Annotated in this window: 24 protein-coding genes; 7 read left to right on the top strand and 17 right to left on the bottom strand. The window is 65.9% G+C overall.

The window, feature by feature from the left end; translation table 11 throughout:
- The first annotated feature begins 2 nt into the window (after positions 1-2).
- Positions 3-1838, top strand: coding sequence for a branched-chain amino acid ABC transporter ATP-binding protein/permease (locus tag HWY37_RS10560; protein ID WP_176088591.1), 1836 nt, complete (start codon positions 3-5; stop codon positions 1836-1838).
- Entirely contained in the window at positions 1838-2599 is a 762-nt protein-coding gene (locus HWY37_RS10555) for an ABC transporter ATP-binding protein (protein WP_175209237.1), read from the top strand. The genes HWY37_RS10560 and HWY37_RS10555 overlap by 1 nt, the downstream gene beginning before the upstream one ends.
- Positions 2600-2733: 134 nt before the next feature.
- Here the strand turns inward: HWY37_RS10555 and HWY37_RS10550 are convergent, their stop codons facing one another.
- The 14 genes from HWY37_RS10550 to fdxA form a co-directional block, all read right to left on the bottom strand.
- Entirely contained in the window at positions 2734-3132 is a 399-nt protein-coding gene (locus HWY37_RS10550) for an ASCH domain-containing protein (protein ID WP_246302253.1), read from the bottom strand.
- Entirely contained in the window at positions 3129-5273 is a 2145-nt protein-coding gene (locus HWY37_RS10545) for a phosphocholine-specific phospholipase C (RefSeq protein WP_176088590.1), read from the bottom strand. The genes HWY37_RS10550 and HWY37_RS10545 overlap by 4 nt, the downstream gene beginning before the upstream one ends.
- 72 nt (positions 5274-5345) lie before the next feature.
- Positions 5346-6191 (bottom strand): branched-chain amino acid aminotransferase, encoded by an 846-nt coding sequence (locus HWY37_RS10540; RefSeq protein ID WP_175209240.1) that lies wholly within the window; start codon positions 6189-6191, stop codon positions 5346-5348.
- Positions 6192-6277: 86 nt separating this feature from the next.
- Positions 6278-7294 (bottom strand): ABC transporter substrate-binding protein, encoded by a 1017-nt coding sequence (locus HWY37_RS10535; protein ID WP_175209241.1) that lies wholly within the window; start codon positions 7292-7294, stop codon positions 6278-6280.
- Between the two features lie 118 nt (positions 7295-7412).
- Positions 7413-8396: a branched-chain amino acid ABC transporter permease gene (locus HWY37_RS10530; RefSeq protein ID WP_175209242.1), complete on the bottom strand. Its 984-nt coding sequence runs from the start codon at positions 8394-8396 to the stop codon at positions 7413-7415.
- The gene (locus tag HWY37_RS10525) at positions 8393-9280 is read right to left on the bottom strand and encodes a branched-chain amino acid ABC transporter permease (protein WP_175209243.1); all 888 of its coding nucleotides are present in this window, start codon (positions 9278-9280) and stop codon (positions 8393-8395) included. Before HWY37_RS10525 ends, HWY37_RS10530 begins: the two co-directional genes overlap by 4 nt.
- A 97-nt stretch (positions 9281-9377) precedes the next feature.
- Positions 9378-10592: an ABC transporter substrate-binding protein gene (locus HWY37_RS10520; RefSeq protein ID WP_176088589.1), complete on the bottom strand. Its 1215-nt coding sequence runs from the start codon at positions 10590-10592 to the stop codon at positions 9378-9380.
- 62 nt (positions 10593-10654) lie between these two features.
- Positions 10655-11365 carry an ABC transporter ATP-binding protein gene (locus tag HWY37_RS10515; protein WP_013392192.1) on the bottom strand — a complete coding sequence of 237 codons (711 nt, stop codon included), beginning with the start codon at positions 11363-11365 and terminating at the stop codon, positions 10655-10657.
- On the bottom strand, positions 11362-12135 hold the full coding sequence (locus HWY37_RS10510) for an ABC transporter ATP-binding protein (RefSeq protein WP_175209245.1): 774 nt from the start codon (positions 12133-12135) through the stop codon (positions 11362-11364). The genes HWY37_RS10515 and HWY37_RS10510 overlap by 4 nt, the downstream gene beginning before the upstream one ends.
- A 352-nt stretch (positions 12136-12487) precedes the next feature.
- Positions 12488-13123: an endonuclease III gene (gene nth, locus HWY37_RS10505; RefSeq protein WP_175209246.1), complete on the bottom strand. Its 636-nt coding sequence runs from the start codon at positions 13121-13123 to the stop codon at positions 12488-12490.
- Positions 13120-13758: an electron transport complex subunit RsxB gene (gene rsxB / locus HWY37_RS10500; protein WP_176088588.1), complete on the bottom strand. Its 639-nt coding sequence runs from the start codon at positions 13756-13758 to the stop codon at positions 13120-13122. The genes nth and rsxB overlap by 4 nt, the downstream gene beginning before the upstream one ends.
- A 194-nt stretch (positions 13759-13952) precedes the next feature.
- A complete protein-coding gene (locus HWY37_RS10495; RefSeq protein WP_175209248.1) occupies positions 13953-15179 on the bottom strand; it encodes a polyhydroxyalkanoate depolymerase in 1227 nt (408 codons plus the stop codon).
- 211 nt (positions 15180-15390) lie between these two features.
- Positions 15391-16191 (bottom strand): ferredoxin--NADP reductase, encoded by an 801-nt coding sequence (locus HWY37_RS10490; RefSeq protein WP_176088587.1) that lies wholly within the window; start codon positions 16189-16191, stop codon positions 15391-15393.
- 49 nt (positions 16192-16240) lie between these two features.
- On the bottom strand, positions 16241-16564 hold the full coding sequence (gene fdxA / locus HWY37_RS10485) for a ferredoxin FdxA (RefSeq protein WP_006389264.1): 324 nt from the start codon (positions 16562-16564) through the stop codon (positions 16241-16243).
- A 156-nt stretch (positions 16565-16720) separates the two neighbouring features.
- On the opposite strand from fdxA, the gene pncB reads away from it, so the two are divergent.
- Together pncB and HWY37_RS10475 are read left to right on the top strand one after the other, a co-directional pair.
- Complete coding sequence (pncB, locus tag HWY37_RS10480) at positions 16721-17896, top strand: nicotinate phosphoribosyltransferase (RefSeq protein WP_176088586.1); 1176 nt, start codon at positions 16721-16723, stop codon at positions 17894-17896.
- Positions 17897-17968: 72 nt separating this feature from the next.
- The gene (locus HWY37_RS10475) at positions 17969-18319 is read left to right on the top strand and encodes a RidA family protein (RefSeq protein ID WP_013392200.1); all 351 of its coding nucleotides are present in this window, start codon (positions 17969-17971) and stop codon (positions 18317-18319) included.
- Positions 18320-18428: 109 nt separating this feature from the next.
- On the opposite strand, the gene HWY37_RS10470 is transcribed toward HWY37_RS10475, so the two are convergent.
- Positions 18429-18938 (bottom strand): NAD(P)H-dependent oxidoreductase, encoded by a 510-nt coding sequence (locus tag HWY37_RS10470; protein ID WP_176088585.1) that lies wholly within the window; start codon positions 18936-18938, stop codon positions 18429-18431.
- A 2-nt stretch (positions 18939-18940) separates the two neighbouring features.
- A complete protein-coding gene (locus HWY37_RS10465) occupies positions 18941-19768 on the bottom strand; it encodes a M90 family metallopeptidase (RefSeq protein ID WP_176088584.1) in 828 nt (275 codons plus the stop codon).
- Between the two features lie 105 nt (positions 19769-19873).
- Between HWY37_RS10465 and HWY37_RS10460 the strand changes: the two genes are divergently transcribed.
- Positions 19874-22144 carry a RelA/SpoT family protein gene (locus HWY37_RS10460; RefSeq protein ID WP_175209253.1) on the top strand — a complete coding sequence of 757 codons (2271 nt, stop codon included), beginning with the start codon at positions 19874-19876 and terminating at the stop codon, positions 22142-22144.
- A gap of 40 nt (positions 22145-22184) precedes the next feature.
- On the opposite strand, the gene HWY37_RS10455 is transcribed toward HWY37_RS10460, so the two are convergent.
- On the bottom strand, positions 22185-23498 hold the full coding sequence (locus tag HWY37_RS10455) for an MFS transporter (RefSeq protein WP_175209254.1): 1314 nt from the start codon (positions 23496-23498) through the stop codon (positions 22185-22187).
- Between the two features lie 120 nt (positions 23499-23618).
- On the opposite strand from HWY37_RS10455, the gene argE reads away from it, so the two are divergent.
- Positions 23619-24770 (top strand): acetylornithine deacetylase, encoded by a 1152-nt coding sequence (gene argE, locus HWY37_RS10450; protein WP_175209255.1) that lies wholly within the window; start codon positions 23619-23621, stop codon positions 24768-24770.
- Positions 24771-24900: 130 nt separating this feature from the next.
- Positions 24901-26100 (top strand): tryptophan synthase subunit beta, encoded by a 1200-nt coding sequence (gene trpB / locus HWY37_RS10445; RefSeq protein WP_175209256.1) that lies wholly within the window; start codon positions 24901-24903, stop codon positions 26098-26100.

Below are 26100 nucleotides of genomic sequence, written 5' to 3'. Positions count from 1 at the left end.
TCATGAACCGCATTCTGCTTGCCGTCTTCATCGTCGTCCTGGCGGGCCTGCCCCTGCTGCCGGTCACGCCCGAATTCTGGGTGACGCAACTCAATTACATCGGGCTGGCCAGCCTGGTCGTGCTGGGCCTGGTGCTGCTGACCGGCGTGGGCGGCCTGACCTCGTTCGGCCAGGCGGCGTTCGTGGGCCTGGGCGCCTACACCACCGCCTACCTGACCACGCAATACGATGTCTCGCCCTGGCTGGCGCTGCCGGCCGGGCTGATCCTGACGGCCGTCGTAGCCTACCTGCTGGGCGCCATCACGCTGCGCCTGTCGGGCCACTACCTGCCGCTGGGCACCATCGCCTGGGGCCTGTCGCTGTATTTCCTGTTCGGCAACATCGACTGGCTGGGCAAGCATGACGGCATCGCCGGCATCGAGCCCATCAGCATCTTCGGCGTGTCGCTGGCCAGCGGCCGCCACATTTATTACCTGATCTGGGTATTCGTGCTGCTGGCGCTGTGGGCGACCCGCAACCTGCTGAACTCGCGTCCGGGCCGCGCCATTCGCGCGCTCAAGAGCGGCGCCGGCATGGCCGAGTCCATGGGCGTGAACACGGCTGCCTACAAGGTCGTGATCTTCGTTTGGGCGGCCTTGCTGGCCTGCGTGTCCGGCTGGCTGTATGCGCACATGCAGCGCGCCGTCAGCCCCAGCCCCTTCGGCATCAACTACGGCATCGAATACCTGTTCATGGCGGTGGTCGGCGGCGCCGGCTACGTCTGGGGCGCCTTGCTGGGCTCCGGCGTGATCCTGGTGCTGAAGGACCAGCTGCAGAACCTGCTGCCCAAGCTGCTGGATACCAACGCCAACTTCGAGATGATCGTCTTCGGCGTGCTGCTGATCCTGATGCTGCAATACGCCCGCAACGGCCTGTGGCCGATCCTGGCGGGCTGGTGGGACAGCATCACCGGCGCGGACAGTTCGCGCCGCAACCTGGCGCCGCCGGCGCCGGCCCCGGCCCTGCCGACGCGCGAGCGTCCGCAAGCCGGCCAGGTGGTGCTCGAAGTCGATGCCATCCGCAAGGAGTTCGGCGGCCTGGTCGCCGTCAACGACATCTCCTTCAAGGTCGCCTCCGGCGAGATCATGGGCCTGATCGGCCCGAACGGCGCGGGCAAGAGCACGACCTTCAACCTGATCAGCGGCGTGCTGCCGGTGACGCGCGGCAAGGTCACCTTCATGGGCCAGCGCATCGACAGCCGTTCGGCGCGCGACATCGCCAAGCTGGGCGTGGGCCGCACCTTCCAGCACGTGCAACTGCTGCCCGGCATGACCGTGCTGGAAAACGTGGCGCTGGGCGCGCACCTGCGCTCGGACGTCGGCGTGCTGGCGGGCGCGCTGCATTCGGACCGCGCCCGCGAGGCGCAGTTGCTGCACGAAGCCGCCGAGCAGATCAAGCGCGTCGGCCTGGGCGAATACCTGTACGAGCAGGCGGGCAACCTGGCGCTGGGCCAGCAACGCATCCTGGAAATCGCGCGCGCCCTGGCCGCCGACCCGGTGCTGCTGCTGCTGGACGAACCCGCCGCCGGCCTGCGCTACAAGGAAAAGCAGGACCTGGCGCGCGTGCTGGAACAGTTGCGCGCAGAGGGCATGAGCATTCTGCTCGTCGAACACGATATGGATTTTGTGATGCGTCTGACCAACCACCTTGTGGTGATGGATTTCGGCACCAAGTTGGCTGAAGGCGTGCCGGCCGACGTGCAAAAGAACCCGGCGGTGCTGGAAGCCTATCTGGGCGGCATCGATGACGACCTGCCCGAAGCGGACCAGGCCAAGCCCGTGTCGGCAGGAGGCGTGTGATGAGCGCGACGCAAACTCCCGTTCTCGAAGTCAGCAACCTGTCGGCCCGCTACGGCAAGGTCGGCGCGCTGGTGGGCGCGTCGCTCACAGTGCCCGCCGGCAGCATCGTCACGGTGATCGGCGCCAACGGCGCCGGCAAGTCCACCATGCTGAACGCCATGATGGGCTCCTTGCCCCAGACCGGCCACGCGGCCGGCACCGTGCAATACGCCGGCGCCGACGTGTCGGGCTGGCAGGTCGAGCGCCGCGTCGCGGCCGGCATGTCGCTGGTGCCCGAGCGCCGCGAACTGTTCGGCACCATGTCGGTGGAAGACAACCTGCTGCTGGGCGGCTTCCGCCGCTACCGCGCCCGTGAAAGCGGCTGGCGCGACACGTTGAACGAAGTGTTCGACCTGTTTCCGCGGCTGCGCGAGCGGCGCGGCCAGCAGGCCGGCACCCTGTCGGGCGGCGAACGGCAGATGCTGGCGGTGGGCCGCGCGCTGATGGCCAAGCCCAACCTGCTGATGCTCGACGAGCCCAGCCTGGGCCTGGCGCCGCGCATCGTGCGCGAGATCTTCCACATCATCGCGCGCCTGCGCGAGACCGGCGTGGCGATCCTGCTGGTCGAACAGAATGCGCGCGCCGCGCTGCAGGTGGCCGATTACGGCTACGTGCTGGAAACCGGCGAAGTCATCCTGCACGGCCCGGCGCGCGAGCTGGCCGGCGATCCCAAGGTCATCGAAAGCTATCTGGGCCTGGGCAAGAGCGGCGAGCAAGGCTGAATCCTGCCCGCTTTCATGCAAAAGCCGGACGCTGAAAGGCGGCCGGCTTTTTTCTTTTGGGGATGATGGGCTGCGCGAGTTGGGGGCTCGCTCACGATCTCGCGCTTTACCCAACCCCCGCGCCGGCAACCTCCCTACCTTTCAAACACATCAACCAGCCGGAACCTTTCGCACACCAGCACCATGTCCGGCTGATAGCCGCCATTGCGGCCGAAGTAGGCGATATGCGCATCGCGCCAGGCCTCGTAAGGCCCTTCGCCTTCCGCCAGCGCGAACGCCTCGTCGACCTGATCAAAGCGCTGGATCAGCACGCTGGTGGTCTCGATCACGCAGGCTGGACGGCCGGAGCCGTCCAGCACCACATCGCGCCGGCCGGCCTCAGGCACTGGCTCCTTGTCGTTGAAGTCGCGCAATGCGCCGCAGGTGGCGGTCTTTTCGCCCGCGAGCACCAGGGCGAGCAGTTCGTCGGCCAGCTCGGGCGTATCGCCGAACTGGAAGGTCACGGCGTTTTCATAGGGGGCGGGCGGCTTCATGTCACGGGAGTCCATTGCAGTATCAGCTCCTGTCCCATGGCGGGATCGGAAGTGGAGGGGGCGCCGGTCTCGATGCGTCCGGCCAGGCGGCGCGTATAGGCAGGATCGCCGATGTCGCGCACGGTGAGGTCGTACCAGCCAGCGCTGCGGTGCATGTCCCAGGTCAGGGTGACGCTTTCGCCGGGAGCGAGCGGTGTGTCGGCCTGCCGGGGGTGGTCATAGGCATTGGCCTCCACCCGGAATGAACGGGCCTGTCCGGCGGGATTGCGCAGCGTCAGCCGCAGCGCCGCGCCGGGGCCCGGACAGGCCGCCGTGACTTCCAACGGCGGCTGGCCGCCGCGTCCTGTGCAATGCCGGTGGAAGCCGTTGGGACCCAGCACCCAGATATCGTAGCGGCCGTCGTCGGCGGAGGCGGTCCAGGCATCTTCCAGCTGCTTGCCGGCTTCCACGGTGTAGCGGCGCGGACCGCGCTCCAGGTTCAGCCGGTCGTACACGTGCAGCACGGCGGCTGCCGTGCCGCTGTTTTCGAATCGCAGTGCGACGCGCTTGCCGTCCGTGCGCGCCTGAACCTGGAGTGCATAGGGCAGCGGACGCGAAGGGCGCGTGCCGGCCTGCTGCCGCGCCAGCCCGGGCTGCAACGGCGCCGGCGGCGTGACCGTGCCCGGCAGGGCGGAGGCAAGGCTGGCGCGTTCCGCCGTTGCCGGCAGGCCGCGGGTCAGGCCGGCATCGTCCGGCGCCGCGAAGTCGAAGATCGAAGTCAGGTCGCCGCAGACGGCGCGGCGCCAGGGCGAGATATTGGGTTCCGCCACGCCAAAGCGCTGCTCGATGAAGCGCAGCACCGAGGTGTGGTCGAACACCTGCGAATTGACCCAGCCGCCCTTGGTCCAGGGCGACAGCACGTACATGGGCACGCGCGGCCCCAGGCCGTACACGCCGTGCAGGTGGGCCGGGGTGTCGTCTTTTTCCGCGCCGGCCACGATCTCATGATATTCGCCGGTGGTATCCACCGTGGAGGCGCCCGCCAGTGCCCCGGCGGCATCGCGAGAGGGCGGGGCGGGTGGCGGCATGTGGTCGAAAAAGCCGTCGTTCTCGTCGAACATCAACAACAGGACGGTCTTGCTCCAGACCTCGGGGTTGGCCGTCAGCGCATCCAGCACCCGGGCCGTGTAGTCCGCGCCCTGGGCCGGGCTGGACGGGCTGGGATGCTCGGAGCCCGCCTTGGTCGCGCAGATCCACGACACTTGCGGCAGCTTGCCGTCCAGCACGTCCTGGCGCAGCAGGTCCAGGTCGCGGGTGCTCAGCGCCTTGTCCTTCAGCGCGGCCAGCGAACCCGGCACGCCATGGTAGGCGTCGCGATAGGCCTTGAAGCCGGCGGTGGGATTCAGCGAATAGTTGTCCGCCATGTTCTGGTAGATGCGCCAGCTGACGCCGGCCTGCTCCAGGCGCTCCGGGTAGGTGGTCCAGGTATAGGCGCGCGCGGGATCTCCGCCCGTGAGCTTGTTGTAGGTGTTGCCCAGCGCCGGGCCGTTGCCGCGGCCCAGGCCGTCGTTGGTGCCGGTCCACACGAATAGCCGGTTGGTGTTGGTACCGCCCGTGAACGAACAGTGATAGGCGTCGCAGACCGTGAAGGCGCGCGCCATGGCGTACTGGAAGGGCATGTCCTCGCCGGTGTAGTACGCCATCGAGTGGTTCTTCTTGGCCGCCGGCCACTTGCCCATGCGGCCTGTGTCCCAGGCGTCCTGGGCGTTGGACCAGGTATGCGGCGTGCTGGCCACGCGCATGGTCTCGAAGGCCTCGCGCGTGTCCAGGCGGTAGGGCAGCACCGTGCGCGGCGCGCCGTCATCGGGCTTGTCGTTGTACTGCGCCCAGACGCTGCGGTGGCGCGCGTCGGGACTGTCCGGCACCGGGATGGGGAAGCGGTCGCCGAAGCCGCGCACGCCGGCCAGCGCGCCGAAGTAGTGGTCGAAGGAACGGTTCTCCTGCATGAAGATCACGATGTGCTCGACATCGCGGATCGTGCCCGTGCGGCGGGCGGCGGGAATCGCAAGCGCGCGCCGGATGGAGGCGGGCAAGAGGGCCAGGGCGCTGCCGGCGCCGGCCAGCGAGGCGCCGCTGCGGAGGAAATCGCGTCGTGTCTGCATGAGGCATTCCCGAGAACGACGCTGCCCGCGCGTAGGCGGGCAGCAGATGGGTAGGAACTGGGCGCGGGCCGCTTACTTCCGGCCGGTGCTTTCGGCGTAATCCATGTACAGCTTGTGTGCGCGGCGCGCCATCGGGCCGTATTCCAGCTTGCGGTCTTCGACGCGGTTCACGTGCACCACCTTGCCGTAGTTGCCGGACGAGAACACTTCATCGGCTTCCTCGATGTCGGCGCGGGTCAAGCTGCGTTCCTGCACGTCGACGCCGTCGGCCTTCAGCAGGGCCAGCACGCGGCGGCGCGTGATGCCGTTGAGGAAGGTGCCGTTGTCGGCCGGCGTGGACACCACGCCGTTCTTGGCGATCCACAGATTGCTGGTGGCGAATTCGGCGATGTTGCCGGCGCCGTCCAGCATGATGGCGTTGTCGAAGCCCTTTTCGGCGGCTTCGCGGATGGCGCGCTGGCCGTTCGGGTACAGGCAGGAGGCCTTGGCGTCGGTGGGCGCCATGTTGGGCCAGGAACGCGCAAAGCTGGAGAAGCAGGCGGAGAAACCCTGGTCGCCCGGCATCGGCACCTTGAACACGTGCAGCACGAACTGGGTCTTGTCGGCGTCCGGCAGCAGGAAGCCGTCGGCGCAATAGAACATGGGCTTGATGTAGAGCTCGGTGCCTTCCGGGAACTTCGCCACCGCCTGCAGGCACAGCTTCTGGATTTCTTCCCAGCCGAGCTGCGGTTTCATCAGCATCTTTTCGGCCGAGCGCACCACGCGCTGGCAGTGCAGGTCCAGGTCCGGCGTCAGGCCGCGGAATGCGCGCGCGCCGTCGAACACCATGCTGGCCATCCAGAAGGCGTGGTCGGCGGGGCCGAGCAATTTGGGGTTTTCAGTGGTCCAGTGACCGTTGTGCCAGAACAGGGCGTCCATGCTTGTCTTCCTTCGCTTGAATTGGGTTGGCGCGGGCGGCGCGCCGAGACGTCAGGATACATGAGCCGGCGACGGCGCTCCGGCGGTCACTCGCGCGCCAGCGCCGCCTGCACGCGCTCGGCGGCTTGCGGCGGTATCCATTGCCGCCATACCGGTCCGTACTGCTTGAGGAAATAGCGCGCGGCGTCCTCGGGTTCCTTGCCTTCGTTTTCCAGCCAGCCCAGGGTGGCGTCGATGGCGTCGCTGGGCACCGTCAGCTTGCCCAGGAATTCGGCGATCTGCGGCGCCTGCTTCGCGAACGCGGCGTTGACGCCGGTGACGACGGGGTTAGGCTTGAATTCGGTGGGCACGGGATCCAGGCACTTGGGATCGGTCATGCAGGTGTACGCGGCCTGATCGAAGGCCGGCAGCTCCAGCTTCACCAGGTCGAGCGCCCCGACCAGCGAGGTGGGCGTCCAGTAGTAGAAGACGATGTCGCGCTTGCGCTTGTACGCGGAGACGATCGCCGCCTTCTGGGCGGCGCCGGAACCGGGGGCGAACATCGCGTAGTCGCGGTCCAGCTTGAGCGCGCGCAGCAGGTTTTCGTTCAGCGTGCCGCAGGCCCAACCCGCCGGGCAGCCATAGATGCGGCCGCGGCCGGGCTCCTCGGGATCGGCGAAGACGTTCTTGAAGCGTGCCAGGTCGGCCGCGGATTTCAGGCCGGGGTGGCGTTCGACGGTGTAGCGCGGCACATACCAGCCTTCGCCCGCGTCATACACGTGGCCCACGCCCAGCACCTTGCCGCTGGCCAGGGCCTTCTTCCAGGCGCCTTCGATCTGGCCGGGCCAGACCTCGGGGGTGACGTCCACGTCGCCGCGTTGCAGCGCCGCCAGCATGGGCAGCGTTTCGCCGATTTCGACCGTGGTCTTGCAGCCGTAGCCATGTTCCAGCACATAGCGTTCGATGCCGGCCAGCACCAGGTTGGATTCCCAGTTCAGGCCGCTGAAGCGGATGGGGCGGTTGACTTCGCAGACGGGATCGGCGGCTTGCGCGGCCGATGGAAGCAGGGCGGCGGCCAGCGCCATGGCGCCAAGGACGGGGGCGAGCGGATGCGGTTTGCGCATGGTCAGCACCTGTTTGGTTGGGTACCGTCCATTTTACGGGTGTGCGCCGGCTCGCCAAATGAAAACGGGGCCGCATATTGCGGCCCCGTGTTTGCAGTGCAGGTATCAGGCGTGGCTATCAGGCGCGGGCAGTGCGCCGGCGATTGATGAAGGCGCCGATCTCGCCCACGATGCCGCGGCGGAACGCCAGCACGCAGATCACGAAGATCAGGCCGATGACGATGGTGACGGATTCGCCCAGTCGCAGGAACCAGTCCACGCCGGTGACGTTGGCCAGCATCTGGCCGAAGTCGCCCACCTTGTTTTCCAGCAACACCACGATGAAGGCGCCCAGTATGGGGCCGGTCATCGTGCCCAGGCCGCCGATCAGGGTCATCAGGATGACCAGCCCGGACATCTGCCAGGTAGCGTCGGACAGGGTGGCCGACACGAACACCAGGGTCTTGGTGGCGCCCGCCAGGCCGGCCAGCGCGGCCGACAGGACGAAGGCCAGCAGCTTGAAGCGGTCGACGTCGTAGCCCAGCGAAATCGCGCGCGGCTCGTTTTCGCGCAGCGCCTGCAGCACCTGGCCGAAGGGCGAGTTCACCGCGCGCCAGATGATGAAGTAGCCGATGATGAAGATGGCCATCACCAGGTAGTACAGGTTCAGGTCCTTGGACAGGTCGACGAATCCCAGCAGCGTGCCGCGCGGCACGCTTTGCAGGCCGTCCTCGCCGCCGGTGAACTTCGCCTGGAGGAAGAAGAAGAACACCATCTGCGCCAGCGCCAGGGTGATCATGGCGAAGTAGATGCCGCTGCGCCGGATGGCGATCGCGCCCATGGCCAAGCCCAGCAGCGCCGCCACGGCCACGCCGAACAGCAGGCCGATCTCGGTGGGAAAGCCCCAGACCTTGAGCGCATGTCCGGTCGCGTAGGCCGCGCTGCCCAGGAAGGCGGCGTGGCCGAACGACAGCAGGCCGGTGAAGCCCAGCAGCAGGTTGAATGCGCAGGCGAAAAGCGCGTAGCACATGATCTTCATGGCGAAGATCGGATACACCCCGACGAAGGGAAGAATGGCCACCACGATGGCCAGTACCGCATAGCCCAGGAATTGACGATTCATTTTTCTTTTCCGAACAGCCCGGCCGGGCGGATCAACAGAACGATGGCCATGATGATGAACACGACCGTGCTGGAGGCCTCGGGCCAGAACACCTTGGTCAGTCCTTCGATCACGCCCAGGCCCAGACCGGTCACGATGGCGCCCATGATGGACCCCATGCCTCCGATCACGACCACGGCGAACACGACGATGATGAGGTTGGAGCCCATCAGCGGGGAAATCTGCAGCACGGGCGCGGCCAGCACGCCGGCAAAGCCCGCCAGCGCCACGCCGAAGCCGTAGGTCAGGGTGATCATGCGGGGCACGTTCACGCCGAAGGCCTCGACCAGTCGCGGGTTTTCGGTGCCGGCGCGCAGCAGGGCGCCCAGGCGGGTGCGCTCGATGACGAACCAGGTCGCCAGGCAGACCACCAGGGACGCTCCCACGACCCAGCCGCGGTAGTTCGGCAAGATCATGAAGCCCAGGTTGGTGGCGCCGCGCAAGGCGTCGGGCGTGGGATAGGGCTGGCCCGACACGCCGTAGAAGCTGCGGAACAGGCCTTCGATCAGCAAGGTCAGGCCGAAGGTCAGCAGCAGCCCGTAGAGGTGATCGAGCTTGTACAGGTGCCGCAGCAATAGCTTTTCTATGATGATGCCGAACAGCCCGACGACCAGCGGCGCCAGGATCAGCATGACCCAGTAGTTCAACCCCAGGTACGACAGGCCCATCCAGGCCACGAAGGCGCCCAGCATGTAGAGCGCGCCGTGCGCGAAGTTGATGACGTTCAGCAGCCCGAAGATGACGGCCAGCCCGAGCGACAGCATGGCGTAGAAGGAGCCGTTGACCAGGCCTAGCAATAGCTGGCCGAACAAGGCCTGTATGGGGATGCCGAAAATGTCAGTCATCTTGTGAAAATCCTGCGCGTACGGAGGGAAGCGAACTAATCAAAACGCGGCCCGAGGCCTGGGGCCGCGGGTCGCGTCTGGGATCACATGGGCTGGATTACTTCTTGACCAGCTTGCAGGTGGACTCGGACAACTTGGTGTAGACCTCGTCGCCGGGCAGCGTCGCCACGACCTTGTAGTAGTCCCACGGAGCCTTGGATTCGGCCGGGGTCTTGACCTGCATCAGGTACATGTCGTGAATCATGCGGCCGTCTTCGCGCACGTAACCGCCTTGCGCGAAGAAGTCGTTGATCTTGTTCGACTTCATCCACTTCATCACGGCATCGCCGTCGTCGGTGCCGGTGGCCTTGATGGCGTTCAGGTAGAAGGCCGTGGCGGAGTAGTCGCCCGCCTGCAGCATGGACGGCTTGCGGCCGACCTTGGCTTCGAACTTCTTGGACCAGGCGCGCGAGGCGTCGGATTGGTCCCAGTACCAGCCGTCGGTCAGGTACATGCCTTGCGTGGCCTGCAGGCCCAGCGCGTGCACGTCGTTGATGAAGACCAGCAGGCCGGCCATCTTCATGGTCTTGGTCACGCCGAATTCGTTGGCGGCCTTGATCGAGTTGATGGTATCGCCGCCGGCATTGGCCAGGCCCAGGATCTGCGCCTTGGAGGCTTGCGCCTGCAGCAGGAAGGACGAGAAGTCCGAGGCGCCCAGCGGCGCGCGCACCTGGCCCTTGACCTCGCCGCCGGCGGCCTTGACCACGGCCGCGGTGTCGCGTTCCAGCGCATGGCCGAAGGCATAGTCAGCGGTCAGGAAGAACCAGCTCTTGCCGCCGTCCTTCACCACGGCGGAGCCGGTGCCGCGCGCCAGGGCCACGGTGTCGTAGGCATAGTGCACGGTGTACGGCGAGCACTGGGCGTTGGTCAGGTCCGAGGCGCCCGCGCCGATCGCCATGAAGGGCTTTTTCTTCTCGGCGGCCACCCCGGCCATGGCCAGGCTGGTCGACGAGTTGGTGCCGGCGATGATGACGTCCACCTTCTGCTCGTCGAACCATTCGCGCACGCGCGCCGAGGCCACGTCCGCCTTGTTCTGGTGGTCGGCCGACACGACTTCGATCTTCTTGCCGTTGATCGAACCGCCGGCATCCTCGATCGCCATGCGCACGGCTTCCAGACCGGCCTTGCCGTCGATGTCGGAATACACGCCCGACATGTCGGTGATGAAGCCGATGCGGATGACATCGTCGGAGATACCTTGCGCGTGGGCGGTTGCCCCAGCAAATCCCAGGCCCGCCATGGCCAGTGCAGCAGTGATGGTGTGCAGCTTCATGGGATGACTCCTCTCTTCCCTACGGTGTAGTGTTGCCGGATGTCCGGCGGATGACACAGGTTCTAGACGCCCAGCAATTCGTTGAGCGTGTCCTGTTTTTCTGAAAGTTCTGCGGCTTCGAAGTGCTCGACGATCTGGCCGTGCTCCATGACGTAGAAGCGGTCGGCCAGGGGCGCTGCGAAGCGGAAGTTCTGCTCCACCATGACGATGGTGTAGCCGCGCTGCTTCAGCGCCGTGATCATGCGAGCCAGCGCCTGCACGATGACGGGGGCGAGGCCCTCCGAAATTTCGTCCAGCAGCAGCAGGTTTGCGCCGGTGCGCAGGATGCGCGCCACGGCCAGCATCTGTTGTTCGCCGCCCGACAGGCGCGTGCCGGGAGAATTCCGGCGCTCCTGCAGGTTGGGGAACATGTCGTAGATCTCGGCCAGCGACATGCCGCCGCCCAGCGAGCCCACGACGGGGGGCAGCAGCAGGTTCTCTTCGCAAGACAGGCTGGCGAAGATGCCGCGTTCCTCGGGGCAATAGCCCACGCCCAGGTGGGCGATCTTGTAGGTGGGTAGATCGATGGCCTCGGTGCCATGGATGCGTACCGAACCCTTGCGCGATCCCGTCAGGCCGAGGATGGCCCGCAGGGTGGTGGTGCGCCCGGCGCCATTGCGTCCGAGCAGGGTGACCACTTCGCCTTGTCCAACGCGCATATCCACGCCGTGCAGGATATGCGATTCCCCGTACCAGGCCTGCAGGCCCGAAATTTCCAGTGCCGGGGTGCTCATGCGTGCGCTCCTTGAAGTTCGCCGTCGGTGGTGCCCATGTAAGCCTGCATCACGGCCGGATGGCGGGAGACTTCGGCGTACGATCCTTCGGCCAGCACGGCGCCGCGCGCCAGCACGGTGATGGTGTTGGCGATGGAGGACACGACATTCATGTTGTGTTCCACCATCAGGATGGTCCGCCCGGCGCTGACGCGCTTGATCAGTTGCGTGACGCGGTCCACGTCTTCGTGGCCCATGCCTTGCGTGGGTTCATCCAGCAGCATCAGCTCCGGCTCCATCGCCAGCGTGGTGGCGATTTCCAGCGCGCGCTTGCGGCCATAGGGCAGGTTTACGGTGGTCTCGTCGGCGAACGCGCCCAGGTCCACCTGTTCGAGCAGGGCGCGCGCGGGTTCGTTCAGCGAGGCCAGCCGCTTGTCGCTCTTCCAGAAATGGAAGGACAGGCCGGTCTTGCGCTGCAGGCCGATGCGCACGTTCTCCAGCACGGTCAGGTGCGGGAACACCGCCGAGATCTGGAACGAGCGGATGACGCCGCGCCGCGCGATCTGCGCGGGCCGTTCGCCGGTGATGTCGATACCGTTGAACTTGATGGTTCCCGACGTGGGAGATAGGAACTTGGTAAGCAGGTTGAAGCAAGTGGTCTTGCCGGCGCCGTTAGGCCCGATCAAGGCATGAATCTCGCCTCGCTTGATACGCAAATCGACCCCATTGACCGCGACGAATCCGCGGAATTCCTTGGTGAGGCCTTTTGTCTCCAGGATCGTGTCGTCCATGTTTGCTGCACCGGCGTTGTATTTATTCGGTCTCGACCTGACGTCGTGCGACAGGCCCCCGCAGGGTCAGGAAAACTGGCGAAGATTCGCAGTTTTCTCATGAGTTGCCGGCGAGTATGCGCACCTCTCTATCAAAATTCCATGAGGGTTTGTCATAGGTTTTGCAGTGCGGAAAGGGCAATTGTCGGCAGGCCGACAATGCTTGCGCCACAAGGGACGAAAGCCGGTACTTAATGGCAATGCATTGCAGCAAATGCGCGTTGATCGTCATCAACGCGTCATGGATTTCGTAGCGAGGGAAAACCCGGTTTGCTGCGCGCCGATGCGATATCGGCGCATGAGCTTATGCGTCTCAGGCGGGTGTTTTCTGCTTGAATTCGCAGAGGTCGGAAATGCCGCATTGGGGGCATTTTGGCTTGCGTGCCACACAGACGTAGCGGCCCAGCAGAATCAGCCAGTGATGCGCATCCTGCATGTATTCGCGCGGCACGAACTTTTCGAGTTTCTGTTCGACTTCCAGCACGTTCTTGCCGGGCGCGATGCCAGTGCGGTTCGACACGCGGAAGATGTGCGTGTCCACCGCCATGGTGGGCTGGCCGAAGGCGGTGTTCAGCACCACGTTGGCGGTCTTGCGGCCCACGCCGGGCAGGGCTTCGAGCGCTTCCCGGGTTTGCGGCACTTCGCCGCCATGCTGTTCGATCAGGATCCTGCAGGTGGCGATGGTGTTCTTCGCCTTGGTGCGGTACAGGCCGATGGTCTTGATGTAATCCGCCAGGCCTTCCTCGCCCAGCGCCAGCAGCGCTTGCGGCGTGCCGTAGGCGGGGAAGAACTTGCGCGTGGCGATGTTGACCGATTTGTCGGTCGCCTGCGCCGACAGCAGCACCGCGATCAGCAGTTGAAACGGCGTTTCGTATTCGAGTTCGGTGGTCGGATGCGGGTTGGCGGCCTGCAGGCGGGCGAAGATCTCTCGGCGTTTGGCGGCGTTCATGTCTGCGAGGGGTTGCGGCGGGCCCGGGCGCGGGCCAGCGCGGATTCAATGGCGGAGCGCTTGCGGTCTTCGTTGCGCGCCTCGTCGGCGGGCGCGGGAGCGATGGCTGCGGCTGGTTCAGGCGCCATCAGGCGCGCGTTGTCGGCTGCCAGGCGTTCAACCCGCGCCTGGTGGTTGCGGTGGCGCAGGCGGCTGACGGCGGCGTCTTGCGCGCTCCAGGCGCGGCCCGCCGGCACCATCTGGATGCAGTCGACCGGACAGGGCGCCACGCACAGGTCGCAGCCGGTGCACCAATCGGGCAGCACCGTGTGCATGTGCTTGTTGGCGCCGACGATGGCGTCCACCGGACAGGCCTGGATGCACAGCGTACAGCCGATGCAGTGGGCTTCGTCGATGCGCGCGACCAGCAGCGGTCCGGGTTCGCCGCGGCTGGCGTCCAGGGGCAGGGCGGGCACGCCGAGCAGATGCGACAAGGCGGCGATGCCTTCATCGCCTCCGGGAGGGCAGCGATTGATCGGGGCGGCGCCGTCGGCGATGGCGTCGGCATAGGGCCGGCAGCCGTCGTATCCGCACTTGGTGCATTGCGTCTGAGGCAGCAAGGCATCAATGCGGTCGGCTAATGAGCGACAGGACATGAGTATGAAAGAGAAGCCGCAGGGCGGGTGTGGCGCGAGAATCCTCGCGCAAGCGCGGACGCCAAGCGCGCGACCCATGCCGCCGCGGGCAGACAGGGCCCGCTTGTTGCAGGAAGACAGTCTATTGCGGCCGCACGGGTTACGCGCGCTGGGCGCGAGGGTTCTGGCTGGAGAACCCTCGCGCTGCACCCATCCTACGCAGATTGCCGGATGAATTCGGCAATTTTAGGACAGATCATTTCGCGCCAGCGGCGGCCCGAGAAAATGCCGTAGTGGCCGCAGTTGGGCGCCGTGTAGTGCGTCTTGCGCTCGGCCGGGATGTTCTTGCACAGCTTGATCGCGGCGCGCGTCTGGCCCTGGCCCGAGATGTCGTCCAGTTCGCCTTCGATGGTGAGCAGGGCGACCTTCTTGATGTCGGCCGGGCGCACCAGCTTGCCATCCACTTCCCAGGTGCCGTTGGGCAGCTGGAACTCCTGGAACACCATGCGGATCGTGTCCAGGTAGAACTCGGCCGGCATGTCCAGCACGGCGTTGTACTCGTCGTAGAAGCGGCGGTGCGCTTCGGCGTCGCTGTCGTCGCCGCGCAGCAGGTCCAGGTAGAAGTCGTAGTGCGACTTCATGTGGCGGTCGGGATTCATGGCCATGAAGCCCGCGTGCTGCAGGAAGCCCGGATAGACCTTGCGGCCGGCGCCCGGATAACGCGGCGGCACCGGGTGGATGACCTGGTTCTCGAACCAGGAATAGGGCTTGGTCGTGGCCAGGCGGTTCACCTGCGTGGGCGACTGGCGCGGATCGATGGGGCCGCCCATCATCACCATGCTGCGCGGCTGGCAGGGATCGTTGGCGGAGGCCATCAGCGAAACGGCCGCCAGCACTGGCACCGTGGGCTGGCAGACGGAAATGACGTGCACGTCCGGCCCCAGGTGGCGGATGAAGTCCTGCACGTAGCGCACGTAGTCGTTCAAATGGAACGGACCGGCCGACAGCGGCACCATGCGGGCGTCGACCCAGTCCGTGACATAGACGTCGTGGGCGGGCAGCAGGGCGCGCACGGTGTCGCGCAGCAGGGTGGCGTGGTGGCCGGACAGGGGCGCGACCAGCAGGACCTTGGGATCGTCGCGGCCAGCGTGGCGGACGTCGCGCTGGAAGTGCAGCAGGCGGCAGAACGGCTTGTCGATGGCCACGCCTTCGATGACGCGGACGGACTTGCCCTTGATTTCCGTGGTGGGCAGGTTCCAGGCGGGTTTCTGGTATTCCTTGCCGATGCGGGTCATCAGCTCATACCCGGCCGCCATCTGGCGGGAAATGGGGGTATAGGCGAGGGGGCTGTAGGGACTGGAAAACAGCTGGGAACCGGCGTCCGTGAATGCTGCAAACGGAGTCAGGAAGGCGCGCTGCATTTCGTGCAATTGATACAGCATTTGGGAAAAGTCCTTCTGGGTCGTGCATGTGCCCCGATTATTGCCCCGGGGACTAACGTTATTTCTATACAGCCTAAAGAAACGCCGACAAAAAACGTAAATCTGTTGCTAAAAAGCGACCCGATACCCATTGAGCACCAGTTTAGGGCGCTTTTTATAACGCGCAGCAGCACCAAAGGGTGGATTTATGCACTAAGTCGGACGGAGCGAACTACCAGTAGTTTTCCACCGCCAGATTGCCGGGAATGCCGCGGCGTCCGGGCTTGAAGCCCCGTTCTCCCAGCAGCTTGCGGGCATCCGCCAGCATGTCGGGATTGCCGCAAAGCATGATCTTGGCCTGCTCGGGATCCAGCGGTTGTCCCGCCAGCTGTTCCAGGCCGCCGTCGGCGATCAGCGTGGTCAGGCGCGCCTGCGGCATGCCGGGCAGGGCCTCGCGGGTGGCGATGGGCAGGTAGACGAGCTTCTGCGGATCCGCGGCGAAGAATTCGGCCAGTTCGGGCTGGTTGCGCCAGGATTCGATCTCTTCGCGATAAGCCAGCTCCGCGGCGGTGCGCACGCCATGCACCAGGATGATGCGGCGGTAGGCGCGCCAGGCGGCGGGGTCGCGCAGGATGGACATATAGGCCGACAGGCCCGTGCCCGAGGCCAGCAGCCAGAGATCGCCGCCGGGGGCGAAGCGCTCCAGGGTCAGGAAGCCGTAGGGGTTCTTTTCCACATAGAGGGCGTCGCCGGGTTGCAGCCGCGCCATGCGCGGGCTGAACAGCCCTTCGGGGACCACGATGGAATAGAACTCCAGCCAGGGCTGATGCGGCGCCGAAACCATGGAATAGGCGCGCCACAGCGTGGGCTCGGCATCGGACGTGCCGGCCTCCGGCAAACCGACCCGGGCAAACTGGCCCGGCAGGAACGCATACGCGTCGTCGCGCGTCACGCGCACGGAGAACAGCTTGTCGGGCACCCACGTGTGGACATGGGTTACGGTCTGGCGCGTGTATTTGGAGTCGTCGGTCATCGGCACATCGCGCGTGGCCGGCCGCCAGGCGGTGGCCGGCGTTCGCGGATTATTTTTCCAGGTATTGCAGCTTGTCCTGCTTGCCGTTCCATTCGTCGGCGTCGGGCAGGGGCTTCTTGGCGCGGCTGATGCTGGCGAACTCGGGCGAGAGTTCGGCGTTCAGCGCGATGAAATTCAGTTGGTCTTGCGGCACGTCTTCTTCGGCGTAGATCGCATTGGCCGGGCATTCCGGGATGCAGACGGCGCAGTCGATGCATTCGTCGGGATCGATCACGAGAAAGTTCGGACCCTCACGAAAACAGTCCACCGGGCACACGTCTACGCAATCGGTGTACTTGCACTTGATACAGTTTTCGGTGACAACGTGGGTCATTCAGGAACTCCGGGAGCGGCGGCTTTTGTGTCTTGTTGGGCGGATTTTACCCAATGACGCGCCAACGTGCCGGCAATACCCGTATTGACACAGGGGCCCTTCGCCCTGAACGGCGCGGGCTCTATGCTATGGTGTCGCGAAACGAAACGCGCCATCATGATAATCACTTCGCTGCTCGACACCGATCTGTATAAATTCAGCATGATGCAGGTGGTTCTGCATCAGTTTCCCGCTGCCCAGGTCGAGTACCGTTACAAATGCCGCACGCCCGGGGTCGACCTGCGTCCCTATCTGGACGAAATCCGCGAGGAAGTGCATCAGCTGTGCCAGCTGCGCTTCACCGAGGAAGAACTTAAATATCTGGGCGGCTTGCGCTTTATCAAAAGCGACTTCGTCGATTTCCTGGAACTGTTCCACCTGCCGGAGCGCTGCATCCATATAGAGGAAGGCGAGGGCCCGGGCGAAATCAGCATCGAGGTCCGCGGCCCCTGGCTGCACACGATCCTGTTCGAGATCCCGGTGCTGGCCATCGTCAACGAGGTCTATTTCCGCAACACGCGCAAGAATCCCGACTGGGAAGAGGGCCGCAAGCGCCTGCAGTCCAAGATGCACCTGGTGCTGGACGATCCCGCGCTGGCCGATTTCCGCGTGGCCGAATACGGCACGCGCCGCCGCTTCTCCAAGGTCTGGCACGAGGAAATCGTGTCCACCATGAAGGCGCAGATGGGCGTGCATTTCGCCGGCACCAGCAACGTGCTGCTGGCCAAGCAGCACGAGGTGCTGCCGCTGGGCACGATGGGCCACGAATACCTGCAGGCCTGCCAGGCGCTGGGCCCGCGCCTGCGCGATTCGCAGGTGTTCGCGCTGGAAGTCTGGGCCAAGGAATACCGCGGCGACCTGGGCATCGCGCTGTCCGATGTCTACGGCATGGATGCCTTCCTGCGCGACTTCGACATGTACTTCTGCAAGCTGTTCGACGGCGCGCGCCATGACTCGGGCGATCCGTTCGTCTGGGGCGAGCGCCTGCTCGAGCACTACCGCAAGAACCGCGTGGATCCGCGCGCCAAGACGCTGGTGTTTTCCGATTCGCTGACCTTCCCTCGCGCCATCGAACTGGCTCGCCAGTTCTCCGGCCGCTGCAAGGTGTCTTTCGGCATCGGCACCAACCTGACCAACGACCTGGGCCACGAACCCTTGCAGATCGTCATGAAAATGGTCCGCTGCAATGGCCAGCCGGTGGCCAAGGTGTCCGACGCGCCGGAAAAGACCATGTGCGACGATCCGGCCTACCTGGCCTATCTGCGCCAGGTCTTCCAATTGCCTCCCGCCTGATGGCGGCTCGGGGTAAATTGCGGGTTCTTCAGCATTGTTCCACCCAACCCACTCGAATCTAGGGGACTATTCATGAGCAGCATCAAGCGCTTCCACGTGGCCAAGCGCCTGTCCGACATGGCCGTCTACAACGGCGTCGCGTACCTGGCAGGCCAGGTGCCGGACGATTCCACGCTGGACATCACCGGCCAGACCGAACAGGTGCTCGCCACGATCGACCGCCTGCTGGCCGAAGCCGGCACCGACAAGACCAAGATCCTGATGGCCCAGATCTACGTGGCCAACATGAAGGAATTCGACGGCATGAACAAGGCGTGGGACGCCTGGGTCGCCGACGGCAACTCGCCTCCGCGCGCCACCGTCGAAGCCCGCCTGGCCAATCCGGATTTCAAGGTCGAGATCGTCGTGACGGCTGCCGTCTGAAGACGTTTTCCGGAATCGGGCGCCTTGGCCGCCTGATTCCGATCCGGGCATTCCCCGGGGCGCCGGACCGCGTTCGGCGCCTGCCAGATTTCCCCCCGCGTTCTGCCGGCTATTGCCCGAGCAGCAGCGTCGCGGCCAGCAGGCCGCCCAGTTCCTCGCATTTTGCAAGGTCCGCGCCGGCCACTGTCTTGGGCGCCAGGATCTGCTGCGCGCTTTGTGCGCCCATGTTGACGATGAGCGGCGGCGCCAGGGGCGCGAGCCGCCAGCCGGTGCAAATGCGCTCCACCTGCCGCGCCGCGCCCGCGCCGTCGCTGCCCGCGCTGATGGCGCAGGCATAGGGCAGCCCCTGTATCCGGTCGAGCACGGCGTAATAGTTGCGGTCGAAGAATTCCTTCATCTCGCCGCTCAGCGAGGCCAGGTTTTCGGGGGCGCAGAACAGGTAGGCCTGGCTGGCGAGCAGGGCTTCGGCCTGGGTGTCGCAGGCCCGCCGCAGCAGCACGCGCAGGTCGGCCGCCTGTTCCAGCTGCGCCGCGGCCGCGCGCGCCCCGCGCTCCGCGGCTTCGGCCATCTGCCGTGCGGCGCCGGTACGAGAATGCCACACGATCAGCAGCTGTTTCATGCCTAGCGTTCCAGGGGATCCTGCCGGTAGTAGGCCCGCAGCAGTCCATACCATTGCGGCAGCGCTTCGTGCATGGGGTAGGGATCGACGAAGAAGTGCTCCGAGCTGACCGCAAAGAATTCCGCTTCGTCGGTGGCGGCATACGGGTCCATGGGCAACTGGCCGTACCAGGCATCCGCGGCCTCGCTCTCCGGATCCACGTCGTGCGGGATGGAAGCCTCGACCGTGTCCACTGCGGCAATGAAGCGGTCCAGGCTGTCGTCCAGGATGCGGCGCCAGGCCTGCGGCTTGAGTTCGGGGTGCGCGGCCAGCGAGGGCATGCCGTCGGCGTAGCCGGAGCGCAGGTCCAGCTTGTGGGCGAATTCATGGATGACCACGTTGAAGCCGCCGTCGGAGAGCTGGGTGTCTTCCCAGGACAGGACCAGCGGCCCGCCTTCCCAGGCTTCGCCGGCCGCATCCTCGACGTATTCATGCACCACGCCGTCGTCGTCCTGGCGTGAGCGCGGAATGCGGAAGCCGGCCGGGTACACGATGATCTCGTCCCAGCCTTCATACAGTTCCGGCGTCAGGTTGAGGATGGGCAGGCTGGCCTGGGCGGCGATGCTCAGGCGCATGAAGTCCGAGACCTCCAGCCCTTGCGCGCCATTGATGTTCTTGCTGGCCAGCAGCCAGGCCGAGCGCGCCTGCAACTGGGCGGTTTCGGCGGCGTTCAGGGCCGCCAGGAACGGGTGGGTGTCCAGCACCAGCCGCCATAGTTCCGGCGAGATGCGGGCCTGCATTTCGGCCACCGCGGAGGGGCGGGCGCCGCGGCCCTTGAGCCAGCGCAACATAAGCTTCGGTTCCTTCCATATGCCGGGGCTAGCGGCGTCTTTTGGTGTCTACAAACCCTAGTGTAGAGTGTCGGAATATCAAACTACATCCGCTCGACGCCCGTCATGTCCGCCCCGCCAGTTCCCGACGCGCCTACGCCATTCGATGCTTCCTGGCGCCAGGAGGTAGGCGCCGGCCTGGATGCCGACGGCATGGCATTGATCGACCAGGCCGTGGCCTGGGCCGAGCCGCGTTTCGAAGGGCAGCACGCACTGACCGGCGAGCCTCTGGCGGGTCATGGGGCCGGCGTGGTCCGCATCCTGGCCGCCCTGCATACCGATGCCGCCACGCGTGCCGCGGCGCTGCTGGCCGCCTTGCCGACCGACCTGATGGCTCCGGCGCCTTCGCTGCGCAACGATCCGGTCGCGACCGCGTTCGGCGCCGAGATCGCCCGGCTGGTGCAGGGCACGCGGGCGCTGTTGCGGCTGGGCGTGGTGGCCCGGCAAGCGAGCGACGCGGCGGCCGAAAGCGGCTCGCAGAAGGAAATGCAGCGCAAGATGCTGCTGGCCATGGCGGCCGACCTGCGCATCGTGCTGATGCGGCTGGCCTCCAGGCTGCGCACCTTGCGCTGGCATGCGGAAAGCAAGGCGCCGTGCTCCACCGATTTCGCGCGCGAGACCCTGGACCTGTACGCGCCCCTGGCGAACCGCCTGGGGATCTGGCAGATCAAGTGGGAAATGGAAGACCTGGCCTTCCGCTTCCTGGAGCCCGAAAAGTACAAGCAGATCGCCCGCCTGCTGGAAGAAAAGCGGGTGGAGCGCGAAGCCTTCATCGCCGGCGCCATCGAGCGCCTGCAGGCCGGATTGGCCCGTGCTGGCGTCGAGGCCGAAGTCAGCGGCCGGCCCAAGCACATCTACAGCATCTGGAACAAGATGCGGGTCAAGCGCCTGGATTTCTCGCAGATGTATGACCTGCGCGCGCTGCGCATCATCGTCGACGACGTGCGCGCCTGCTACACGGCGCTGGGCATGGTGCATGAAATGTGGACGCCGATCTCCGAGGAGTTCGACGACTATATTTCGCGGCCCAAGCCCAACGGCTACCGCTCGCTGCACACGGTGGTCGCCGACGATGACGGCCGGCCGTTTGAAGTGCAGATCCGCACGCGCGAGATGCACCAGTTCGCCGAGTACGGCATGGCCGCGCACTGGCGCTACAAGGAAGCGGGCGCCAAGGGCGGCCAGGTGGCGGCGTCCAGCGAATACGACCGGCAACTGGCGTGGATGCGCCAGCTGCTGGCCTGGAATTCCGATGTCGAGGGCGGCGGCGACGAGCCCGCCAAGCCCGCGCCCGGCAAGGCCGCCGCGGGCAAGAATCGCGGCGCCGCGACGGCGCCGCCGCATACCGATGAGCGCATCTATGTGCTGACGCCGCAGGCGCGCGTGATCGAATTGCCAGCCGGCGCGACGCCGGTGGATTTCGCCTATCACCTGCACACCGACCTGGGCCACCGCTGCCGCGGCGCGCGCGTCGACGGGCAGATGGTGCCGCTGCAGACCCGGCTGTCCACCGGTCAGACCGTGGAGATCATTTCGGCCAAGTCGGGCGGGCCGTCGCGCGATTGGCTCAATCCCCAGCTGGGTTTTTTGGCCAGCCCGCGGGCCCGCGCCAAGGTGCGCATGTGGTTCAACGCGATCGAGCTGCAGCAGCGCATCACCCAGGGCCAGGCCCTGGTCGAAAAGGAATTGCAGCGACTGGGCAAGACGGCCGTCAACTTGGAACAGCTGGCGCAGAACCTGGGCTTTGCCCGCGCCGACGATCTGTACGTGGCGGCGGCCAAGGAAGAATTCAGCCTGCGGCAGATCGATACGCTGTTCCAGCAGCCAGGGCCTGCGGTCGAGCCGCAGCCGGCCGCGTTGCGCCACGCCAGCGCGGGCAGCGCCGAGAAAAGCGGCAAGAGCGGTGTTTTGGTGGTGGGAGTGGGGTCGCTGCTGACGCAGCTGGCGCGCTGCTGCCGTCCGGCGCCGCCGGACCTCATTGCGGGCTTCGTCACCCGCGGCCGCGGCGTGTCCATCCACCGCAGCGACTGCCACAGCTATCTGGCGCTGGCGGCGCGCGAACCCGAGCGCGTCATCGAAGTGGCCTGGGGCGAGACCGCCGATACCTTCTATCCGGTGGACATCAGCGTGCGCGCGCATGACCGTTCCGGCCTTCTGCGGGATCTGTCCGAAGTCTTCGCGAGGCTGCGCCTGAACGTGGTAGGCGTGAACACCCAGAGCAAGCAGTCGCTGGCCCACATGGTGTTCACGGTGGAAGTGCGCGGCGGGGAATCGCTGTCCCGCGCCCTGGACGCCCTGGCGGAAGTGCAGGGCGTGTCCTCGGCCACGCGCCGCTAGGCGCGAAACCCGGGCCGGGCGGCCCGGGTGGAAGCGGGACTCAGTTGTCCAGCTGTTCGTGCGCGCGCTCGCGCATGAAGAACGCGGCGATCAGGCCCAGCGCCACGCCGAACATCACGTAGTAGGCGGGCGCCATCGGCGAGCCGGTGGTCTTGATCAGCCAGGTCACGATGAACTGCGCGAAGCCGCCGAAGATCATCACGGCCACGTTATAGGCCAGGGACAGGCCCACCGAGCGCACGCGCGCGGGGAACAGTTCCGCCATCACCGTGCTGAACACGCCGAAGAACGCTGACACGAACAGGCAAACCACGACCTGCACGGCCAGCAGACGGCCGATGGACGGCGCGTCCGACAGCCAGTGGTACAGCGGGTACAGCACGATCAGGTAGCCGATGAGCGAGCCGATCACGATGGGGCGGCGGCCGACGCGGTCCGACCAGGCGCCCATGAAGGGCGTCAGCAGCACCATCAGCGCCGCGCCCGCCATCTGCACCAGGAAGGTCTGGTTCAGCGGCAGCTTCAGGATCTGGGTGGAGTAGGTCACCAGATACGTGAAGGTGATGTAGATGGACACGGTCGCGGTCACGACCAGGCCCACGCCGATCAGCGTTTCGCGCGTATGCGTCCTGATCATCTGGCCCAGGCTCAGGCGTTGCACCTCGCCGCGCGCGCTGGCTTGGCGCTCATCTTCCTTCATCTGCTTGAAGGCGTCGGTTTCGTCGACGTTGCGGCGGATATAGATGGCGATGGGCACGATCACCAGGCCGAAGGCGAACGGCAGGCGCCACGCCCAGTCGGCGATCTGTTGCGGCGTGAAGAATTCGGTGATGAGCGTGCCGCAGGCGGCGCCGATCAGCAGGGCCAGCATCTGCCCGGCCATCTGCCAGGAGCCGTAGAAGCCGCGCTTGCCGTTGGGCGCCATTTCGATCAGCAGCGCGGTCGAGGTGCCGAATTCGCCGCCGGCCGAGAAGCCCTGCAGGAGGCGCGCGATCAGGATGAAGATCGGGGCCAGGATGCCGGCCGCGTGGTAGGTGGGGGCGACCGTGATCAGCGCGATCGACACGGCCATCAGCGATGTCACCATGACCATGGCCGCCTTGCGGCCCTTCTTGTCGCCATACAGGCCCAGGATGATGCCGCCGACCGGACGCATGAAGAAGCCGACGCCGAAGATCGCGGTGGTCATCAGGATGGCGTTCAGCTCGCTGCCGGGGACGCTGGGATCCGTGGGGAAGAACAGCTTCGAGATGATCGGCGTCATGAACGCGAACACCAGGAAGTCATACCATTCGAGGGCGTTGCCTATGACTGCTGCCACGATGTTGCGTGTGGGAACTGCTTTGTGCTGCACGGTTTCTCCTTGGGGTTTGCCTAACCGGGCGACATTCTAGGCGCTCGCGCGCCCGGCCCCGTCCGAGACGCGGATGCGCGCTGGCCTTACACTCCTGTTTTTCCCCAAGAGAGTAGTGACATGAACGCGCGCACCTGGCTGGAAACGCTGGTTGGCTTTGACACCACCAGCCGCAATTCCAATCTTGCCCTGATCGAAACCGTCCGGGATTGGCTCAAGGGCCAGGGCGTCGACGCATGGCTGGCGCACAATCCGGAGCGCACCAAGGCCAACCTGTTCGCGACCCTGCCCGCCCAGGACGGCGGCATGCAGGGCGGCATCGTGCTGTCGGGCCACACCGACGTGGTGCCGGTGGACGGCCAGGAGTGGAGCACGGATCCGTTCAAGCTGGTCGAGAAGGACGGGTTGCTCTACGGCCGCGGCAGCTGCGACATGAAGGGCTTCATCGCCAGTTCGCTGGCGCTGGTGCCGGAGTTCCTGGCCATGCCGCGCAAGAAGCCGATGCACCTGGCGTTCTCCTACGACGAGGAAGTCGGCTGCGCCGGGGCGCCCTACATGCTGGCCGACCTGCACGAGCGCGGCATCCGCCCCGAAGGCTGCGTGGTGGGCGAGCCCACCGGCATGCAGGTGGTGGTGGCGCACAAGGGCATCAATCTGTTCCGCTGCAAGGTGCACGGCAAGGCCGCGCACTCGTCACTGACCCCGCGCGGCTGCAACGCCATCGAATACGCGGCCCGGCTGATCTGCCGCATCCGCGACCTGGCGGACAGCTTCAAGGCCAACGGACCCTACGACCAGTTCTACGACGTGCCGTTTTCCACCATGACCACCAACCAGATCCGGGGCGGCATCGCGGTCAACACCATTCCCGAGCTGTGCGAATTTACCTACGAATTCCGCAACCTGCCCGGCATGCAGCCGGATGAGATCCAGGCGGAAGTCGAAAAATACGTGCGCGAAGAACTCCTGCCGCGCATGAAGGCCGAATTCGACGGCGCCAGCATCGAGATCGAAACCGGCGCGGCGGCGCCCGCCCTGGAAGCTTCCGAAGAGGCCGCCATCACCCAGCTGGTGCGCGCCCTGACCGAAGACCGCGCGACCCGCAAGGTCGCCTACGGCACCGAGGCCGGCCTGTTCCAGGGCATCGGCATCCCCACCGTGGTCTGCGGCCCCGGCCATATCGAGCAGGCTCACAAGCCCGACGAGTACGTGGCCCTGGACCAGCTGGCCGCCTGCGATACCTTCCTGCGCCGCCTGGGGCAGTCGCTCTGAGCGCAGGCTGACGGTTCCCGGGGTGGCTGCGGCGTTGCGCCCGGCCATTGCCGGCGTCAGGTAAAATGACGGGTTGCAAACCGGATTTGCGGCGGCAGTGGCCTGCCGCGATACCCGGGGGAGAAGCTTGGTGAAACCTTACGACTTTCCGGATGCCCAGGGCCATTTCGGCCCTTATGGCGGTGTTTTCGTGGCGGAAACGCTGATGCACGCGCTCGACGAGCTGCGCGCCGCCTATGACCATTACCGTGTCGACCCTGCCTTCCAGGAAGAGTTCAACTACGAGCTCAAGCATTTCGTGGGCCGGCCCAGCCCGGTCTACCACGCCCGCCGCTGGTCGGAAATGGTGGGCGGCGCCCAGATCTGGTTCAAGCGCGAAGACCTGAACCACACCGGCGCTCACAAGGTCAACAACTGCATCGGCCAGGCTTTGCTGGCCAAGCGCATGGGCAAGCCGCGCGTCATCGCCGAAACCGGCGCCGGCCAGCACGGCGTGGCCACCGCCACCGTGGCGGCGCGCTATGGCATGGAATGCGTGGTCTACATGGGCAGCGAAGACGTCCGCCGCCAGGCCTCGAACGTCTACCGCATGAAGCTGCTGGGCGCGACGGTCGTGCCGGTCACGTCCGGTTCGCGCACCCTGAAGGACGCGCTGAACGAAGCCATGCGCGACTGGGTCACCAACATCGAGAACACCTTCTACATCATCGGCACGGTGGCGGGTCCCGACCCCTATCCCCGCATGGTGCGCGATTTCCAGACCGTCATCGGCAACGAATGCCTGACGCAGATGCCCGAGGCCGCCGGCCGCCAGCCCGACTACGTCGTGGCAGCGGTGGGCGGGGGTTCCAACGCCATGGGCATCTTCCATCCCTACATCCCGTACGAGAACGTGCGCCTGATCGGCGTCGAGGCGGCGGGCGAGGGCATGGACAGCGGCCGCCACGCTGCCTCCCTGGCCGCGGGCCAGGTGGGCGTGCTGCATGGCAACCGCACCTACGTCATGCAGGACGCCGACGGCCAGGTCCAGGAAACGCATTCGGTCTCGGCCGGGCTGGACTATCCCGGCGTTGGCCCGGAACACGCCTGGCTGAAGGATTCCGGCCGCGCCGAATACGTCGGCATCACCGACGAGGAAGCCCTCAAGGCCTTCCACGACTGCTGCCGCATCGAAGGCATCATGCCGGCTCTGGAGTCCTCGCACGCCATCGCCCAGGCCGTGAAGATGGCCGCCACCTTGCCGCGCGACGCCGTCATCCTGGTCAATTTGTCGGGCCGCGGCGACAAAGACATGCATACCGTGGCCGAACAGGCCGGCATCGAGCTCTGA

Source organism: Achromobacter anxifer, assembly GCF_903652925.1.
In the GTDB taxonomy this organism is placed as follows: Bacteria; Pseudomonadota; Gammaproteobacteria; order Burkholderiales; family Burkholderiaceae_B; genus Achromobacter; species Achromobacter anxifer.
The sequence above is the reverse complement of the archived record's forward strand: the minus strand, read 5'-3'. Positions and strand labels throughout refer to the sequence as shown.

What these genes read in the sequence shown, in the direction of transcription:
- HWY37_RS10560 (WP_176088591.1), top strand. Translation starts at nt 3, where the DNA reads ATGAACCGCATTCTGCTTGCCGTCTTCATCGTCGTCCTGGCGGGCCTG.
- HWY37_RS10555 (WP_175209237.1), top strand. Translation starts at nt 1,838, where the DNA reads ATGAGCGCGACGCAAACTCCCGTTCTCGAAGTCAGCAACCTGTCGGCC.
- HWY37_RS10550 (WP_246302253.1), bottom strand. Translation starts at nt 3,132, where the DNA reads ATGAAGCCGCCCGCCCCCTATGAAAACGCCGTGACCTTCCAGTTCGGC.
- HWY37_RS10545 (WP_176088590.1), bottom strand. Translation starts at nt 5,273, where the DNA reads ATGCAGACACGACGCGATTTCCTCCGCAGCGGCGCCTCGCTGGCCGGC.
- HWY37_RS10540 (WP_175209240.1), bottom strand. Translation starts at nt 6,191, where the DNA reads ATGGACGCCCTGTTCTGGCACAACGGTCACTGGACCACTGAAAACCCC.
- HWY37_RS10535 (WP_175209241.1), bottom strand. Translation starts at nt 7,294, where the DNA reads ATGCGCAAACCGCATCCGCTCGCCCCCGTCCTTGGCGCCATGGCGCTG.
- HWY37_RS10530 (WP_175209242.1), bottom strand. Translation starts at nt 8,396, where the DNA reads ATGAATCGTCAATTCCTGGGCTATGCGGTACTGGCCATCGTGGTGGCC.
- HWY37_RS10525 (WP_175209243.1), bottom strand. Translation starts at nt 9,280, where the DNA reads ATGACTGACATTTTCGGCATCCCCATACAGGCCTTGTTCGGCCAGCTA.
- HWY37_RS10520 (WP_176088589.1), bottom strand. Translation starts at nt 10,592, where the DNA reads ATGAAGCTGCACACCATCACTGCTGCACTGGCCATGGCGGGCCTGGGA.
- HWY37_RS10515 (WP_013392192.1), bottom strand. Translation starts at nt 11,365, where the DNA reads ATGAGCACCCCGGCACTGGAAATTTCGGGCCTGCAGGCCTGGTACGGG.
- HWY37_RS10510 (WP_175209245.1), bottom strand. Translation starts at nt 12,135, where the DNA reads ATGGACGACACGATCCTGGAGACAAAAGGCCTCACCAAGGAATTCCGC.
- nth (WP_175209246.1), bottom strand. Translation starts at nt 13,123, where the DNA reads ATGAACGCCGCCAAACGCCGAGAGATCTTCGCCCGCCTGCAGGCCGCC.
- rsxB (WP_176088588.1), bottom strand. Translation starts at nt 13,758, where the DNA reads ATGTCCTGTCGCTCATTAGCCGACCGCATTGATGCCTTGCTGCCTCAG.
- HWY37_RS10495 (WP_175209248.1), bottom strand. Translation starts at nt 15,179, where the DNA reads ATGCTGTATCAATTGCACGAAATGCAGCGCGCCTTCCTGACTCCGTTT.
- HWY37_RS10490 (WP_176088587.1), bottom strand. Translation starts at nt 16,191, where the DNA reads ATGACCGACGACTCCAAATACACGCGCCAGACCGTAACCCATGTCCAC.
- fdxA (WP_006389264.1), bottom strand. Translation starts at nt 16,564, where the DNA reads ATGACCCACGTTGTCACCGAAAACTGTATCAAGTGCAAGTACACCGAT.
- pncB (WP_176088586.1), top strand. Translation starts at nt 16,721, where the DNA reads ATGATAATCACTTCGCTGCTCGACACCGATCTGTATAAATTCAGCATG.
- HWY37_RS10475 (WP_013392200.1), top strand. Translation starts at nt 17,969, where the DNA reads ATGAGCAGCATCAAGCGCTTCCACGTGGCCAAGCGCCTGTCCGACATG.
- HWY37_RS10470 (WP_176088585.1), bottom strand. Translation starts at nt 18,938, where the DNA reads ATGAAACAGCTGCTGATCGTGTGGCATTCTCGTACCGGCGCCGCACGG.
- HWY37_RS10465 (WP_176088584.1), bottom strand. Translation starts at nt 19,768, where the DNA reads ATGTTGCGCTGGCTCAAGGGCCGCGGCGCCCGCCCCTCCGCGGTGGCC.
- HWY37_RS10460 (WP_175209253.1), top strand. Translation starts at nt 19,874, where the DNA reads ATGTCCGCCCCGCCAGTTCCCGACGCGCCTACGCCATTCGATGCTTCC.
- argE (WP_175209255.1), top strand. Translation starts at nt 23,619, where the DNA reads ATGAACGCGCGCACCTGGCTGGAAACGCTGGTTGGCTTTGACACCACC.